Consider the following 15,090-nt stretch of genomic DNA (forward strand, 5'->3'; position numbering starts at 1 on the left):
GCTTGGCCTATCGCGTCGAAAGCTCCAGGTGCATCGGGCGCTTTATCGCTCTTGCCCTCCTGCTCGGCGTAGCACCACCGCTCTGGGCTCAGGCCGAGATGGTGGCGTCGTTTCCCGAAGATGGCGCAATGCTCGAGCAGGCGCCCGAGGAGTTGACGATACGGCTCGACGAGCCGCTGCGCCTGACGCTGTTTGCAGTATCCGGGCCGGCCGGCATGGTGAAGCTGACGGAAACCTCGGAAGGCAGTCTTGAAGAGCGGCACTATGCCATACCCGAGGGACGGTTCGAGCCGGGAGAGTATCGCATCGTGTGGCGCGGTACCGCAGCGAGCGGCACGGCCTCGGCTGGCGGGTACCGGTTCGAAATCATGGAGTGAGCCGGACGGGCCAATGCGCTTGGCGAGAATTGCCCGAAGCGTACGCAAGTTGCCGAATTTCAATGTTTCGTTGCGCTGCGTTTCTGGAGCTGTGGAGATCTCGTTGCATATCTTGACGGTATGGGGGCCTACCAAGGAGGACGTACGATGAAAAGGACATTATTGGCAATTGCTATCGGCGCTATTTCTGCCGGACTGGCCGGCGGTACCCTGGCGCAGGAAAACGACATCGAGCTCGATGATAACGGCAACCTGGGCGAGGAACAGGCCGCCGAGCCTCAGAATGCACAGGACGAGAACGCTCAGGACGATAACGACGCCGAGACGGAAGTCACGGTGGATGAGGAAGAGCTGCCTGAGGAAGGCGACGACGCCGAGGACTACGAGGAGCTATACGACGACGCGCCCGCCGAGGCAGCGGATGACGAGGAAGCCAGCGGTGACGATGACGTCAATGACACGGGCGAAACCAATGGCGACGAGACCGTCACGGACCAGGACGGTGACCTGGAGCTGGACGTGACCGACGACGAGACACAGGCCGACCCGGGTGATCAGGCCACCTCTGCGCAACCGGCTGCTGGCCAGGCCGCAGACGACACCGGATTCGAGGAGGTTGGGCCGGCTGACGCTGAACTCGATGATTCCATTGCCTCCCTGCTGGTCAGCGAGGTCGAGGGCATGACCATCGTGAATGCCGAAGGAGAAACGCTGGGACAGGTGGAGAACGTGCTGCGCCACGAAGATGCCGGTGACCTGCATGCCGTCGTCTCGGTAGGCGGCTTCTGGATCTTCGGCGGCTCAGAGGTCACCTTGCCGCTGGCCGATATGCAGCTCGAGGGCGAGCAACTGGTGCTGCAGGATTTTATTGGCCAGGATGAGCTCGATGATCTGGCCACCGACTACGACGAAGAGCGTTACAGCGAGGTGGATGGCGACATGATCCTGGTCGAGGCCATGGAGCGACCTTAGGCACTGGACGAAGCGAGTCATTGACGGGAGGCAAGGCCGTGAGGCCTTGCCTCTGCTGGTTTTGGTACTGCCTACGAGTGCAACGAAGGGGTTACATGCGGTAGCGATTCATTGCGCATTCTTTCCTCCGGTTTCCCCGGTAAGCGCTACTTTCAAAACGTGGGTATCGATTTGACTGGTTTGACTCTAGGAGGGAGTGAAATGAAACGGACATTACTCGCAATCGCTATCGGTGCCATCTCCGCAGGCTTGGCCGGGGGGGCCTTGGCTCAGGATGATGTCGAGCAGGAAAACGGCATGGCCGAGGATGCTGCGGTGGGCGAAGAGCAGGCCACCATGGAGCATGAGGAAAACGGCGATCCGATGGCCGGCGAAGCCGACGACCTGGATGCGCCGGACGATATCGAAGACCACGATCACGACCCCATGGACACGGATGCCCGACTCGACGACTCGCTCCGTGACATGGAAGTCAGCGAAATCGAAGGCATGACCGTGGTGAACCAGCAGGATGAGGAGATCGGTGACGTCCAGGAGGTGGTGCGTCATGACGATAGTGGCGATCTCTACGTTGTCGTCACGGTCGGCGGTCTCTGGGGCATGGGCGGGGACGATGTCGTTCTGCCGCTTTCCGAGATGATCCTGGAGGATGACCAACTGGTCTTCCAGCAGCCCTGGGACGAGGATGAGCTGGAGGAGCAGGCTCAGGAATACGACGAGGACAGCTACAGCGAGGTGGATGACGATCAGACCCTCGATGATGCCTGGGGGAGTTGAACCCTGCATAAGCCCCCACGCCTGCTGAACTTGATCTTGGCAGGCTCCTTGGCGACATTGAAGTAGTAGCAAGGCAAGGCTGCCAGGCCTTGCCTTTTTCATGTCATGCGCGATGCCTGTATTTCGACATCATCAAGAACGAGGCGGGAAATGAGACCAAGCCTACTGTTGGCGCTTCTGCCCGGCATGCTCACCGTGGCGGGTTGCCAGAACGATCTCGCTCAAGCGGGCGGTGGTACGCCGGAGGGGCCTCATCATGTCGAGGAGCAGCGGATCCTGGCAGCGGATGGAACCTCGCTGCTGACGATCGAGGACATGCCTGCCAGCATTCGTGTGGACGATGCCAGTGAATTCGGCGCAGCGGAAGCCTTTACCGACGCCGAGCTCTCGCCCGATGGGCAGTGGCTGGCCATTGCCACGGTGGGAGCTGCCCACAGTGCCGGCTGGCTGATGCCGTGGGAGGATGCCATCCCCCAGCCCGCTACCTTTCAGTACGGCGGCGAGGTCACGCTTGGGCCCTGGAGCCCCGACGGCCGCTACGCCACCTTCTATAACGACTCGCCGGCCGGGAGCCGCCTGCTGGTGGTGGTCGATCGTACCGCCCTGAATGCCACCGTCAGCGCTACGGAGAGCCAAGTGCGGATACCCAGCCACGCACAGCAGGTGCCACCGCATGCCGAATATGAGATCGTCGAGTGGCGCGACGGCGAGCTGGTATTCGAGGTGGAGGGGCAGCGCTTCCGCTATGAGCCTTCCGGCGGTGAGGTCGTCCCCGATAGGCCGTGAGATGCGGCGCTCCCCATGGTGTTGCGCAATCTGCCAGACTGCTCCTATCCCCTGAACGTAGCGAAGGAAGCGTTTTCTTTATGAGCGAGACGAACAAGCCGTGGACCGAGCCCATGCCGGAGCCGCAGTTTTCCCTGATGCAGCGGATTCTGGACGCACCCAGTCCCGTGGGGCTGGAAGCGGCAATGACCTACGGCGTACTCAAGCCCCACTTCGAGAGCTTCGCCCCGCAAGGCTGGCACCTTCATCAGTTCAAGGGCCATGCCGGGGTGGTCTGGGATACCCACCCGGATCGCGATGACCTGTTCAAGGTGATGATCATCGGCCACGCCGACAAGATCCGCATGCAGGTGCGCAGCATTGGCGATGACGGCAAGATCTGGATCAATACCGACTCTTTCCTGCCCACCGTGCTGCTCGGCCACGAGGTCAAGCTGTTCAGCGAGGACCCCGAGGCGCCGGGCCGCTACCGCATTATTCAGGGTGGGACCGTGGAGGCACTGGGCGCCATTCACTTCTCCGATCCGGCCATGCGCGACGGCAGCAAGGGCATCAAGAAGGAGCAGATTTATCTCGACCTGCAGATCCACGGCGAAAACAAGAAGCAGCAGGTGCTCAATCTCGGCGTGCGGCCCGGCGATTCGATCATCTTCGACCGGCCCATCCGTCACGGCTTCAGCCCCGACACCTTCTACGGCGCCTACCTGGACAATGGCCTGGGCTGCTTCGTCACTGCCGAAGTAGCACGTTTGATTGCCGAGGCCGGCGGTACCGAGAAGGTGCGTATCATGTTCGCCATTGCCAGCTACGAAGAGATCGGCCGCTTCGGCAGCCGCGTACTGGCCGGTGAGCTCGCGCCCGACGTAATCATCGGCGTCGACGTCAATCACGACTACGTGGCCGCCCCCGGCATCGGCGAGCGGCGCATGCAGGCACTGGAGATGGGCAAGGGCTTCACCATGTCGGTTGGGGCGATCGCCAGTGAGCAGCTCAACCGCGTGATCGAAACTACCGCCCGTGAGCACGGCATCCCCATGCAGCGTGACATCGTGGGCGCCGATACCGGCACCGACGGCATGGCCGGGGTGCTGGCCGCCATCGACTGTGCCGCCACCTCCATCGGCTTTCCGATCCGCAACATGCACACCATTTCCGAGACCGGCAACACCCAGGACGTGCTCGCCGCCATCCATGTGCTGGCACGTACACTACAGGCGCTGGATGCCCTTGAGGACCCGCATCGCGAGTTTCTCGACAATCACCCGCGCCTCGACCAGGCCCAGCGCCTCGTCCACCAAGGTTCGGCTAAGCCCGAGGAGGGCGCGGGCGAGAGCGAGCGGCAGGCAGGCCATCAGCAGAAGCATCCTTCTTGAACAGACTCCAGCGCTGCGAAGGAATAGCGTGAGAGCCTTTCACCTGACCCAGCAGGGTTATGGCAATCGCAAAAACGAACCAGGAGCATCGACATGCAAGTTGAAAGGAGCGTTTCCAGGGGAAGCCTCTCGAGAGGCGTGATACGGATGGTGCAGGTGGCAGTCTTCGGGCTGATGTTGGCCAGCCCGCTGCTCTGGGCACATGCGCATATTACCGCCACAGAGCCCGAAGCCGGCGCCACGCTGGAGCAATCCCCCGAGCGCCTGGGGCTCGAATTCGATTCACCGATCCGCATTACCCAGTTCGACGTCAACGGACCTCAGGGAGTGGTAGAGCTCAGCGAAGACCCTGTAGGAGCCATGGCGGAAACGCATGAGGGCGTTCCCGCCGACACCCTGGAGCCCGGCGAGTACGAGGTCGTCTGGCGCGGCATCGCCGAGGACGGGCATAGCATGTCGGGTGGCTATCGTTTTACCGTTCAAGAGTAGGCCATGGGCAATGCGGTAATGGCCGGGCTGGACCCCTGGACGATCGGGCGAGTGCTGGCCCTGGCGGGCTTCTACGCCTCTGCACTGCTGGCGGTGGGCGGGCTGCTGTTTCGCGCTGCCTTTCCCGGCCTGCCGTCCCGCGAAGTCGTCGTTCTAGACCGCAGCACCAGCATTGCCGCCGGCTCCGGCATCGTCATGCTGCTGTTGCTGTGGCTGCTTCAGGCCGCCTACCTGGGGGGCGGTAACTGGGAATCGGCCTTCAATCCGGTACTGCTGGGTATCGTCGGCGAGAGCGCTCAGGGCGAACGGCTGCGCCTGGCCCTGATAGGGCTGGTCGTGGTGCCGGTTGCGCTTTGGCAGGGGGCGCCTCGCGGCGTCCGCTACGCTGTCGGCGCGCTTGGCGTCGTACTGATCCTGCTGGCCTTTTCCCGTGTCGGCCACACCCGCGGATCGCCATGGCAGAGCATGCTGCTGATGCTGCATCTGGGGCTTGCCGCCTTCTGGGCGGCGGCGCTGTCCCCCCTCTACCGCGTGGCCGGCAGCACTTCGTCGGGCGCATCAGTAGAGCAGTTGCTGCGTTTCGGGCGCTTTGGCCTGCTGCTGGTGCCGTTACTGCTATTCGCTGGCGGCAGCCTGGCCATGTGGCTGATGGGTGGCCGCCCGGGGGCGTTGTTGGACACAGCTTACGGTCAACTGCTCTCGGTCAAGCTGACGCTGGTAATGGGGCTGTTGCTGCTGGGGGCGGCCAACCGCTGGTGGCTGGTGCCCGCCGTAGCGCGTGGCAAGCCCGAGGCGTTACTCCGACTGAGGTGCAGTATTGCCGTGGAAGCCAGCCTGATGACCATGATCGTATTGATTGCCGCCGTACTGCTGACGACTAGCTCACCGGTGCGGTGAACGTGTGGCTCTCTCATGAAGAGGTCGTTTGTGGTAAAATGCCACAAATGACGCTGTTTGCCTCGCTCGGTTGAGAAATGCCAAAGGAGAGCCCGATGAGTACTTCAAGCGTTCGTCTGGATCATGAGCTGGTCGAAAAGGCCAGTATCATGGCCAAAGCGATGAATCGCTCCACGCCCAAGCAGATCGAGCACTGGGCCAAGATCGGCGAAATGATGGAGGACAATCCCGACCTGCCTTACGAATTCGTGCGCCAAGCCATCATTGCCAAGGCCGAGCGTGAAGCCGGCAAGCTCGAACCCTACGAGTTTGACTAAGCCATGCAGGTTCTTCAGACGCCCACCTTCACCAAGGCGGTCAAGAAGCTTCATGCCAACCAGAAACGCGATCTTGACAAGGCCGTGCGTACTCTGATCGAGAACCCGCTGATCGGTGGACTGAAAAAAGGCGACCTGAGTTTTCTGCGCGTTTACAAATTCAAGATGGTCAAGCAACTGACGCTGCTTGGCTACCATTACGATGGCGACTCGATCGTGCTGGCCCTGATGGCACTGGGCACCCACGAAAATTTCTATCGCGATATCAAACTCTGACCGATGGCCTCCTCAACCGACGCTCAGTTACTCGCCACCCAGGTCCGCCGCCTGCTCGAAGCGGCGCCGGCGGCCACGCTGCCGATGACCTACCAGCAGCTCGCCGAAGCCCTGGGGCTCACCCCGCCGAGAACCATCCAGCGCGTGGCTCAGGCGCTCGAAGCGTCGATGCGCGAAGATGCCGAGCGCGGCCGACCCTTCATCGCCGCGCTGGTGGTCAGCCGGCGCGATGGCCTGCCGGCACAGGGCTTCTTCGAACTGGCCGTGGCCTTGGGGCGCTTGCCGGCGGAGCCGGCCCGACATGTCGAAGCCTATCGTGAGGAGTACCGGCGAGCCCTTGCCGAACGCCCATCCAGGGCCTGACGAAGCTTGCTCACGAGCGGCGCAGTGGGTCGAGCAGCTCGCCCAGGCCGTTGTGGTCGATCTCGTGCATCAGGTGCAACAACTCCCCGATCTCGCCCTGGGGAAAGCCCTCCCGAGCGAACCAGTTGAGGTAAGGCCCCGGTAGGTCGGCGATCAGCCGGCCTTCGTACTTGCCGAATGGCATCTTCCGGGTGACCAGTTTTTCCAGGTCTTCTGGCTGCACGTCCATCTCCTGTCGTTGCGCTGCAGAATATCCCACCAGCAAAGCCGCTGCGGGGCAAGCGGGAGGTTTGCCGAACGCAACATACGCTTACCGGACCGGTATTGTATTGCCGTGGAGCCGGCCAGCTTGCCACTTTCGGCGAGGATTCCCTGATGGGCCGTCCGGGGCAGCCGGCGGCGCATGACGAGCTAACGAAAGAGGATTGACACCCGCACCCAGCCGCGCGAGGCTAAGGGGTAGCGCCGCAAGGCGTCCCCGTCCGCGGAAAGGGCTGCGCCCAACGCTTCAGATTGCCGATACCATACGACTCCCGGCCTGTCCGGCGGACACAGGCGCATGGAGGGAATCGTATGTCTTCAATGCCCCGGCCAGACGCCACGTCGCACGGCCGCTTCAATCTGGAACAGCAGCGCAAGCGTGCCAAGGAACTGCTCAAGGCCGCCCGGGCTGACGACCCGGCTGCGCTGGCACGCATTCTTCAGCACATCCCGCCGCGCGAGACGCCGCTGAAGCTCGCCGATACCCAGTTCGTCGTCGCCCGCGAATGCGGTTTTCCCAGCTGGCCGAAGCTCAAGGCACATATCGAGGCGCTCGACCTTTCTCGGCGCAGGCTAGCCGAGCGCGGCGACCGCGACATGGCCACGCTGCACATTCGCTGCGGCTCGGATATCGAGCACAGCCTGCGCACCGCTGGCTTCGGGGGCGATTTCCTCGAGTTTTCCGATCCGTTCTGTATCGGCCCGCTGCGTGATCTGCCGCCCGAAGAACTCATGGCGCTGCGTGCACGCTACCTGGCAGAAATCTCCGGCATGACCGAGCGCGATATTCGTGCCCGGCTGCGCAAGGGTTACGCCGGGCTGAACGAGCTCGAGCGCTATGAGCGCATCGTGCTGTGGTTCGAACATGACAGCTACGACCAACTGATCCTGGCCTACCTGCTTCACCGGCTACGTGCGCGCCTACCCAAGGCAAGGATCGAGCTGGTGGCGGTGGAGTCGGTGCCCGGAGTGGAGCGCTTCATCGGCCTTGGCCAGCTCGCCCCGGACCTGCTGGCCTGGCTGTGGCAGCAGCGCCGGCCCGTGGAGGCGCCGCTGCTGACGCTGGGCACTCAGGCGTGGCAAGCGCTGACCGCCGACGGCCCCGAGCCGCTGCAAGCGCTCGTAGCCAGCGGTACGCCGGCACTGCCGATGATGGGGCGTGCATTGGCTCGTCACCTGCAGGAGTGGCCCGCCGAGGATGACGGCCTAGGCCTGACCGAGCGGCTGACGCTGGTGATCGTACGCGACCACGGCCCGTTGCCGGTGGGCAAGACGTTCTCCTACCTCATGCGCGAGTACGAGCCGCTACCCTATCTAGGCGATCTGATGTTCTGGTGGCTGCTGCAGCCGCTCATTGCCGGACCCGAGCCGCTTCTCGCAATCAGCGAGATTCAGCGCGAATGGCCACACCGCCGGCTTGAACTGACCGTGCGGGGGCGGACCGTGCTCTGTTCAACCACGGCATCTGGGCCTGGTGAGTGAGCAGCGTTGACCTCAGGTATGGCAAAGGTCATGCTGTAAGAAAGGCACCATGCAAGCCAAGAATAGAGTGCCGTGAGTACGCAAGGGGGGGCGACGCATGAATACAGGTTCATCAGGGCCAGTTTTGCATCTTCCCATGCTGTCCTGCAGCCTTGCCGCCTCGCTCGAGGTGGCCTGGGCTGTTCACGTAACGGCGTGATGCAGCCAGGGCGTAGCATGTGAGCGTTCTGAGTCGTCTGCAACGGACGGTTGACCCTTTGCATGGGGCGACCCACGAAGAAAAGTCAGCCTTCGATACCTGGTATCTCCAAGCCAAGATCCCCCTGATTCGCTATATCGCCCTGCTCACCGCGCTGCTCTATTTCATTTATGCTGCGGTGCAGGTTTCCATTGCGCCCAATCTGGTAGAGCTACGTATTGCGCTGCACGGTTTTTTCGTGCCCTTCCTGCTGGTAACGATCAGCGCAATGACGCTGTCCAGCGCGCTCTACCGGCCGATGGTGGCCTTGCTGATGGTGGCACCCGTGCTCGCCGCCATCGCATCGCTCTACCTCAACGTGGGCCAGGGACAGTTCCCGCTCTATGCTCCCGAGCTGTACCTGATTCTTATCTGGACGTTTACTACATCGGGCCTACGGCTGTGCCAGGCGGCGATATCGGCATCCAGCGCCCTGGTCGTGATACTGGCCACGACAATACTGGTGCCTCAGGAGCGGGGGTTCCTCTATCTGCACCTGCTATACATCCTCGCTGCTTTCTCTTTCGGAATTCTCAATGCCCTGATCCTGGAGAAGGCTCACAAGGCCATGTTTCTGCAGCAACGCAGACTCGCCCATCTGGCCAGCGTGGATGGACTTACCGGCCTTTGGAACCGACATACGATCGAAGCACTGTTTGACGAGGAGTGCGAACGAGCCAGCCGTTACGGTACGCCGCTATCCGTCATCCTGCTCGACATCGATCATTTCAAGCAGGTGAATGACAAACATGGCCACATTGTCGGCGACAGCGTCCTCAAGCAGTTTGCCTCACTGCTGCGCGACAATCTGCGCAGTGTGGACCAGGTGGGCCGGTTAGGAGGCGAGGAGTTCCTGATCGTGCTGCCGGAAACCGACCTGCTGCAGGCGCAGGCAGCTGCCAGCCTGCTGCAGGAGCGGATCAGCGCCCTGGACTTTGCCCGGGCGGGGCACTGCACGGCCAGCTTCGGCGTGACCCAGTACCACCCGGACGAAGAGCGCCTCGTCGTCATCAACCGGGCGGACCGGGCGCTTTACAAGGCCAAGGCGAAGGGGCGTAACCGGATCGAGGTGATGCCCTGCACGGTCGATGGGTGCAAGCCCTGTGCGGCAATCGCGCCCCGGCGGAGTGGCACGCTGAATCGCTGAGACCGTGCTCGACCGCCGGGCGCCCTGGATTCACATTTGGGAGAGCAGGTAGTTCGGCTTGCCCATCATCTTGATCAGCCGCAGCTGTTGCTCCAGCCAGTAGGCGTGGTCCTCCTCGGTGTCGGCCAGCAGCCCCAGCAGCACGTCGCGGGTCTGATAGTCCTGCTCGCTCTCGCACAGCGCGATGGCTTCCTTCAGGGCGTCACCCACCTCGTATTCGAGCTGAAGGTCGTTGCCGAGCATCTCCTCCACGTCCTGGCCGATGCGCACCGGGGTACGGGTATGAATATCGGGTTGGCCTTCCAGGAACAGGATCCGCTCGATCAACTGCTTGGCATGGCTCTTTTCGTCATCGAACTCGTGGGCGATGCGCTCATAGAGCTTGGTGAGCCCCCAGTCGGCATACATCTCGGAGTGGAGGAAGTACTGGTCCATGGCGGCGAGCTCCGCCGCCAGCAGGCCGTTCAAGGCATCGATGATGTTCTGCTTGCCTTTCATGTGAATCCTTAATGAGCGAAAGAGGAGGCTCGTGTCATCCTAGGGGTAACTGGGTATTTGGTCAATTTCCCTTTTTAATTCATGTGGTTGATGTGCCCTGTACGGTTTTCATGCCTGTGCGTGCAGCCATAGGGTCAAGGCGAAGCATCGGCAGGCGGTAATGCCATCAGCAGTGGTTCCCCTGCCAGGGCCTGGCCCAGGCGGGTGACGAGGACATCCATGATGGCGTCGTTCTCCCCGACCAGCCGGGTGGTGGTGACGTTAAGGCCCGGAGACTTTGCCATCGCCTGCTCGCAGATCTCCGTGATATCGCCGCCTTCGCCGGCATGCCGTCCAGGCGAAAGGAACAGCATGGAAAGGATGACATCGCCCCGGGCCATGGCGGGCGAGGCCAGCAGATCGGCTAGCAGCGGTTCATTGAAGCGGTATTCGTCGCCATCGCGGCGCTCCATGGAAGCGAAGCTGACGCAGCTCGTCTCATCGGCCAGCAATACGCTCAGCTGGCCGGCGAGGAAGTTGCGCACCGCCGTCACTTCCGGGATCGGGCTGCCATGATCGACCAGCACCACCTTGGGCTTGGTCAGCCCCGCCATCTTCTCGCGAACGTTATCCGCCAGCAGCCGTGCCAGGCGCAGATCCACCGGCGCCAGGCTGTCGACCAGCGGCAGCGCCACCTTGACCCCCAACTGTGGGTAGCTGGCCTGAACCTCGGCCAAGCGTTCGGGCAGGTAGCGGGTCAGCGCCTGGCTGGGACCGAAGAAGAACGGCAGGATAAGCAGCTCGGTCACCCCTCGTGCGGCTTCCTGCTCTGCCAGCGGCCCTAGAGTCATGGCTTTCAGGCCGTCCAGCTTCTCGGGGGGGATCTTGTTGGAGTGCAGTAGCGAGGCGGCCTCCACCGCTTCGCCCGTGGCCTGGCTCAGGGCATTGGCGAGGCGACGCAGGTTGAGCGTGGCCTGGGGGCGCAGGGAGCCGTTGTCGACGAGCAGTATCTTTCGCATGAAGGCCTCATGGCTGGCGCAAGGCGGCTGCCGCTGCGCGTGGCGTTGGCCTTATCACACTACCTGCCGGAGTGGCGGTCAAGAAATGCAATGCATCGCGGAATGAAAGACAATAAGCAAGTTAACGATTGACACGCATCCCGCGAGGCGCCATGAATCCCACCATCGAACTGCTGAAATCCCACCGCTCGATTCGTAAATTCACCGATCGGAAGATCCCGCAGGAACTGCTGGTCGAGCTGATTCGTGCCGGCCAGGCCGCCGCGACCTCCAGCCACGTCCAGGCCTACACCGTCATCCACGTGAAGAACCCGGCCAACCGCGAGAAGATCGCCGAGCTGGCTGGCGGACAGTCCTATGTGGCGACCGCTTCCGACTTTCTGGTGTTCTGCGCCGACATGAAGCGTCCTACCGAGGCCTCGGAGCGCACCGGTGCCAACGTCGTGCGCGGCATGACCGAGCAGCTGCTGGTGGCCAGCGTGGATACCGCGCTGATGGCCCAGAACGTGGCCATCGCCGCCGAATCCGAGGGGCTCGGCATCTGCTACATCGGCGGCATTCGCAACAATCCCCAGGCCATCAGCGACCTGCTGAAATTGCCCGAGCACGTCTACCCGGTCTTCGGCATGTGCCTCGGCTACCCGGACACCGACCCGGACGTCAAGCCGCGCCTGCCGGTAGAGGCGATCCTCAAGGAGGACTACTACGCTGACGACAGCGAGTTGGTCGCCGCCTTCGACGATGCCATGCAGAGCTACTACGGCCAGCGCCGCGGGGGCAACAAGGACAGTAACTGGTCGAAGAACCTCACTCCGCTGTTCGACAGCAAGCTGCGCGCCCACATGCGCGAGTTCCTCACCCAGCGCGGCTTCGAGATGAAGTAGAAGACTAACAGCCCGGCGTCTTCCACTTGATCAAGCGTTGTGGGAGGCGCCTTCCTGATGCCAGGCTGCTTAACCACCGAACTTCTGATTCTCCCCCAGGTTCGGGATGGCGTCTTTCTTGATGTTGGCCTTGGCAAACTCGTAGAGTTGGAACACCTTGCTCTCTTTGGCCTTCCAGTGCTCGCCCATCTGCACGTGGACCTCCAGCAGGGCGACGTCAGGATCGTGCTTGCCTTGCGGGAACCAGGCCGCGACGAAGGGATTCCAGTACTTCTCGATCAATTCTCGGTCATCGGTCAAGCTGGCCTTGCCCGTCAGCGACACGTATACCCCATGCTCCTGATCGGAGAAGGTCAGGCAGACATCATGCCCGCCGGCGGCTTCGGCCACCTTCTCGGCGCTGCGGCGGGTGAAGAACCACAGGGTGCCGTCATACTCTTCCTGAACCAGGTGCATCGGCCGGGCGTGAGGCACATCGTCGTCCAGTGTAACCAGCATGCCGACCTTGATGTCCTTGATCAGTTGCCAGATCTTCTGCTTGTGCTCAGGGCTGGACATGGCTTCAACCTCCTGTTGAATGCGCCGCGGTAAACCGGGATGCGCCGCAGCATTGTCGTTCATGACGTGAGTCAGCCTAGTTACCAGGGACAGCCTGCGCAAATGTGCTGGGAAGGAGAATTGCGGGATTTCGCCTTCCTCTGGAACCGCACCCGCTAAACTGAGGTAAGCAAGGGGGCTTTTGCGGGGCAGGGCGGGGGAGCGGGCGATGAACTACGAACAGATGGTGGCGAGCCTCTGGCGCCATGGCGATGGGCAGGTATCCGATCATGCCGCCCGGCTGAAGGAGGTCATCCGCTATGCCACTCTGGCCCCTTCCGGGCACAACTCCCAGTGCTGGCGCTTTCGGATCGATGACGAGGCCATCGCCATACTGCCGGACTTTGCGCGGCGTACTCCTGTCGTGGACCCGGACGACCACCACCTCTACGTTTCGCTGGGATGCGCGGCCGAGAACCTCAGCCTGGCCGCACGCGCGTTCGGCATGCAGGGCGAGGTCACGTACGTTCCCGAAGGACTCGGGGAGGTGCGCGTCACGCTGGCAGCCTGCCAGCCGGAGGTCTCGCCGCTGTTCGAAGCCATTCCTGCCCGTCAGTGCACTCGCGCCGACTACGACGGTTCGCCCATTGCCGACCATGAACTTTATCTGCTGCAGGCCGCCGGAACCGGGCAAGGAGTTTCCATCAGTCTGCTGACCGAGCGTGTGGCGATAGAGCAAGTGCTGGGTTTCGTTCTTCTGGCCAATAGCCTTCAAGTCGGCAACCGGGCGTTCCGGCAGGAGCTCGAGACCTGGATCCGCTTCGGCGCCAGGGAGGCGATAGAGACCGGGGATGGACTTTTCGCTCGCTCGATGGGAAGCCCAGCCACGCCGCGCTGGCTGGGCCGATGGCTATTTCGTGCCCTGTTTCGGCAGGGCGCCGAGAATGCCAGGCTGACCCGCCAGATCCAAAGCTCTGCCGGCATTGCCGTATTCATTTCGGAAGCAGACGACAGGAAGCATTGGGTGGAAGCGGGGCGCTGCTACCAGCGCTTTGCCTTGCAGGCGACGGCACTTGGCATCTGCAACGCCTTCATCAACCAGCCGGTCGAGGAAATGAGCGTGCGCCCGGCCTTGGCCGAGGCGTTGGGTATCGTCGGCGGGCGTCCCGACCTGGTGGTGCGATTCGGCCGGGGCAAGGCGATGCCACGCTCGCTACGAAGGCCGCTGGAAGCGGTCCTTGTCTCGTCATCCAGCCCATAGGGCACGCCTGGCTGCCTCACGCTGCGGCAAGTGCAACAGACACCGTTCAGCGGGGCACTCCTGGAGCTCACCCGTGCCGGAGTTGAAGCCCCGCAATGTCAGCGCTCCAACAACCCCTCGGCGAGCGCCTCGCCAAGCCGGTCCACGGCGGCGGCCAGCTTCTCGTCGATGACGTGCAGATACTCCGTCCAATCGTCGACATGGTGCAGCTCCGCCTTGCCATCCGAGATACCGCGCAGCGCCACCAGCGGCACATCGAAGCGAGTGCAGGCGCGCAGGCAGGCGTAGCTCTCCATATCCACCATGTCGGCGGTGATGCCGTCGTAGGCCGTGCCCGAAACGATATTGGCGCCGGTGGAGAGCGTGGCCTCACGAATACCGGGAATGCGTAGCGGCAGGGAAAGAACCCCCGGCAGGTCGAGAAAGGGAGTGACACCCTTCTCGAAGCCCAGCGGGGTGGCGTCCATGTCGCGGTAGGCAACAGAGGTCGCCTGGTAGATCTCGGTCTGCTCCAGTACCCGACTTCCCGCCGAACCCAGCGACACTACCAGACCCGGCAGGCGCCCCTGCTGGGCAAGAGCGGCAAGGGCCGCTGTGAGCTCCACCGCCGCCTCCACCGGGCCAACGCCAGTCATGAACGGGATGAAGCGCTGCTTGAGATGCGGGCCATATTCGGCTTCGGCGGCCATCGCGAAAAGCACTTGGCGGCCGCCCAATTCCGTCAGCGTCGGCGGCATGCGCCGTGCTGTGCTCATGCGTCGATCCTCATTCGTTTCATGGCCTCAGGCATCGTTATCGTTGCCGACCGTCTGGATGACCTCGAACCCTTCGAAGTTCGGCGGGCCCAGGTAGAGCCCCTCGCGCTTGCTCTGGCCGGCGTTGGCGTGGGCCTTGCGGAACGCCTCGGAGTGCGTCCAGGCTTCGAAGTCCTCGCGTGAGCGCCAGATGGTGTGCGAGGCGTAGAGCACGTGGTCCTCCTTTTCGGGGCCGCGCAGCATGTGGAACTCGACGAAGCCGGGCAGGCCCTGCAGGTGGGTCTCCCGCTCCAGCCAGATCTGCTCGAACTCCTTCACGCGCTCGGGGTTGACCCGAAAACGGTTCATGGCGATGAACACGATAATGCTCCTTGTGGTCAGCGGCTGATGGTCACCGAACGA

General features: G+C 62.7%; 20 protein-coding genes. 14 read left to right on the plus strand and 6 right to left on the minus strand.

The window, feature by feature from the left end; all coding sequences use genetic code 11:
- Positions 1-2: 2 nt before the first annotated feature.
- From H1D44_RS15370 to H1D44_RS15415, 10 genes are all read left to right on the plus strand, one after another.
- Positions 3-377 (plus strand): copper resistance CopC family protein, encoded by a 375-nt coding sequence (locus H1D44_RS15370; RefSeq protein WP_181515740.1) that lies wholly within the window; start codon positions 3-5, stop codon positions 375-377.
- Positions 378-524: 147 nt separating this feature from the next.
- Positions 525-1,349, plus strand: a complete 825-nt coding sequence (locus H1D44_RS15375; RefSeq protein ID WP_181515741.1) for a PRC-barrel domain-containing protein — start codon at positions 525-527, stop codon at positions 1,347-1,349.
- A 201-nt stretch (positions 1,350-1,550) separates the two neighbouring features.
- Entirely contained in the window at positions 1,551-2,126 is a 576-nt protein-coding gene (locus H1D44_RS15380) for a PRC-barrel domain-containing protein (RefSeq protein ID WP_181515742.1), read from the plus strand.
- A 150-nt stretch (positions 2,127-2,276) separates the two neighbouring features.
- Positions 2,277-2,912, plus strand: a complete 636-nt coding sequence (locus tag H1D44_RS15385) for a TolB-like translocation protein (protein ID WP_181515743.1) — start codon at positions 2,277-2,279, stop codon at positions 2,910-2,912.
- A gap of 80 nt (positions 2,913-2,992) precedes the next feature.
- On the plus strand, positions 2,993-4,285 hold the full coding sequence (locus H1D44_RS15390; RefSeq protein ID WP_181515744.1) for a M20/M25/M40 family metallo-hydrolase: 1,293 nt from the start codon (positions 2,993-2,995) through the stop codon (positions 4,283-4,285).
- Between the two features lie 93 nt (positions 4,286-4,378).
- Complete coding sequence (locus H1D44_RS15395) at positions 4,379-4,774, plus strand: copper resistance CopC family protein (RefSeq protein ID WP_220128119.1); 396 nt, start codon at positions 4,379-4,381, stop codon at positions 4,772-4,774.
- A 3-nt stretch (positions 4,775-4,777) separates the two neighbouring features.
- Entirely contained in the window at positions 4,778-5,671 is an 894-nt protein-coding gene (locus H1D44_RS15400; protein WP_220128120.1) for a copper resistance D family protein, read from the plus strand.
- Between the two features lie 95 nt (positions 5,672-5,766).
- The gene (locus H1D44_RS15405) at positions 5,767-5,988 is read left to right on the plus strand and encodes a TA system antitoxin ParD family protein (protein ID WP_010626725.1); all 222 of its coding nucleotides are present in this window, start codon (positions 5,767-5,769) and stop codon (positions 5,986-5,988) included.
- 3 nt (positions 5,989-5,991) lie between these two features.
- On the plus strand, positions 5,992-6,264 hold the full coding sequence (locus H1D44_RS15410; protein ID WP_181515745.1) for a type II toxin-antitoxin system RelE/ParE family toxin: 273 nt from the start codon (positions 5,992-5,994) through the stop codon (positions 6,262-6,264).
- 3 nt (positions 6,265-6,267) lie between these two features.
- On the plus strand, positions 6,268-6,627 hold the full coding sequence (locus H1D44_RS15415; protein ID WP_181515746.1) for a hypothetical protein: 360 nt from the start codon (positions 6,268-6,270) through the stop codon (positions 6,625-6,627).
- 10 nt (positions 6,628-6,637) lie between these two features.
- Here the strand turns inward: H1D44_RS15415 and H1D44_RS15420 are convergent, their stop codons facing one another.
- Positions 6,638-6,850 (minus strand): putative quorum-sensing-regulated virulence factor, encoded by a 213-nt coding sequence (locus tag H1D44_RS15420; protein ID WP_181515747.1) that lies wholly within the window; start codon positions 6,848-6,850, stop codon positions 6,638-6,640.
- 350 nt (positions 6,851-7,200) lie between these two features.
- On the opposite strand from H1D44_RS15420, the gene H1D44_RS15425 reads away from it, so the two are divergent.
- Positions 7,201-8,370: a DUF1835 domain-containing protein gene (locus tag H1D44_RS15425; RefSeq protein WP_181515748.1), complete on the plus strand. Its 1,170-nt coding sequence runs from the start codon at positions 7,201-7,203 to the stop codon at positions 8,368-8,370.
- A gap of 218 nt (positions 8,371-8,588) precedes the next feature.
- Positions 8,589-9,755 (plus strand): diguanylate cyclase, encoded by a 1,167-nt coding sequence (locus tag H1D44_RS15430; RefSeq protein WP_181515749.1) that lies wholly within the window; start codon positions 8,589-8,591, stop codon positions 9,753-9,755.
- Between the two features lie 30 nt (positions 9,756-9,785).
- Here H1D44_RS15430 and bfr read toward each other — a convergent pair whose 3' ends face one another.
- Positions 9,786-10,253, minus strand: a complete 468-nt coding sequence (bfr, locus tag H1D44_RS15435; RefSeq protein WP_181515750.1) for a bacterioferritin — start codon at positions 10,251-10,253, stop codon at positions 9,786-9,788.
- Between the two features lie 134 nt (positions 10,254-10,387).
- A complete protein-coding gene (locus H1D44_RS15440; RefSeq protein ID WP_181515751.1) occupies positions 10,388-11,251 on the minus strand; it encodes a sirohydrochlorin chelatase in 864 nt (287 codons plus the stop codon).
- A gap of 152 nt (positions 11,252-11,403) precedes the next feature.
- Here H1D44_RS15440 and nfsA point away from each other — a divergent pair, with 152 nt between their 5' ends.
- Positions 11,404-12,135 (plus strand): oxygen-insensitive NADPH nitroreductase, encoded by a 732-nt coding sequence (nfsA, locus tag H1D44_RS15445; protein ID WP_181515752.1) that lies wholly within the window; start codon positions 11,404-11,406, stop codon positions 12,133-12,135.
- Positions 12,136-12,204: 69 nt separating this feature from the next.
- Here the strand turns inward: nfsA and H1D44_RS15450 are convergent, their stop codons facing one another.
- The gene (locus tag H1D44_RS15450) at positions 12,205-12,693 is read right to left on the minus strand and encodes a pyridoxamine 5'-phosphate oxidase family protein (protein WP_181515753.1); all 489 of its coding nucleotides are present in this window, start codon (positions 12,691-12,693) and stop codon (positions 12,205-12,207) included.
- Positions 12,694-12,901: 208 nt separating this feature from the next.
- Here H1D44_RS15450 and H1D44_RS15455 point away from each other — a divergent pair, with 208 nt between their 5' ends.
- Positions 12,902-13,933, plus strand: coding sequence for an Acg family FMN-binding oxidoreductase (locus H1D44_RS15455; RefSeq protein ID WP_181515754.1), 1,032 nt, complete (start codon positions 12,902-12,904; stop codon positions 13,931-13,933).
- A gap of 98 nt (positions 13,934-14,031) precedes the next feature.
- On the opposite strand, the gene H1D44_RS15460 is transcribed toward H1D44_RS15455, so the two are convergent.
- A complete protein-coding gene (locus tag H1D44_RS15460) occupies positions 14,032-14,688 on the minus strand; it encodes a 5'-methylthioadenosine/S-adenosylhomocysteine nucleosidase (RefSeq protein ID WP_220128122.1) in 657 nt (218 codons plus the stop codon).
- Between the two features lie 27 nt (positions 14,689-14,715).
- Positions 14,716-15,048, minus strand: coding sequence for a heme-degrading protein HmuQ (hmuQ, locus tag H1D44_RS15465; protein ID WP_181515755.1), 333 nt, complete (start codon positions 15,046-15,048; stop codon positions 14,716-14,718).
- Between the last annotated feature and the right edge of the window lie 42 nt (positions 15,049-15,090).

The sequence above is a fragment of the Billgrantia kenyensis genome (genome assembly GCF_013697085.1).
GTDB lineage: Bacteria > Pseudomonadota > Gammaproteobacteria > Pseudomonadales > Halomonadaceae > Halomonas > Halomonas kenyensis.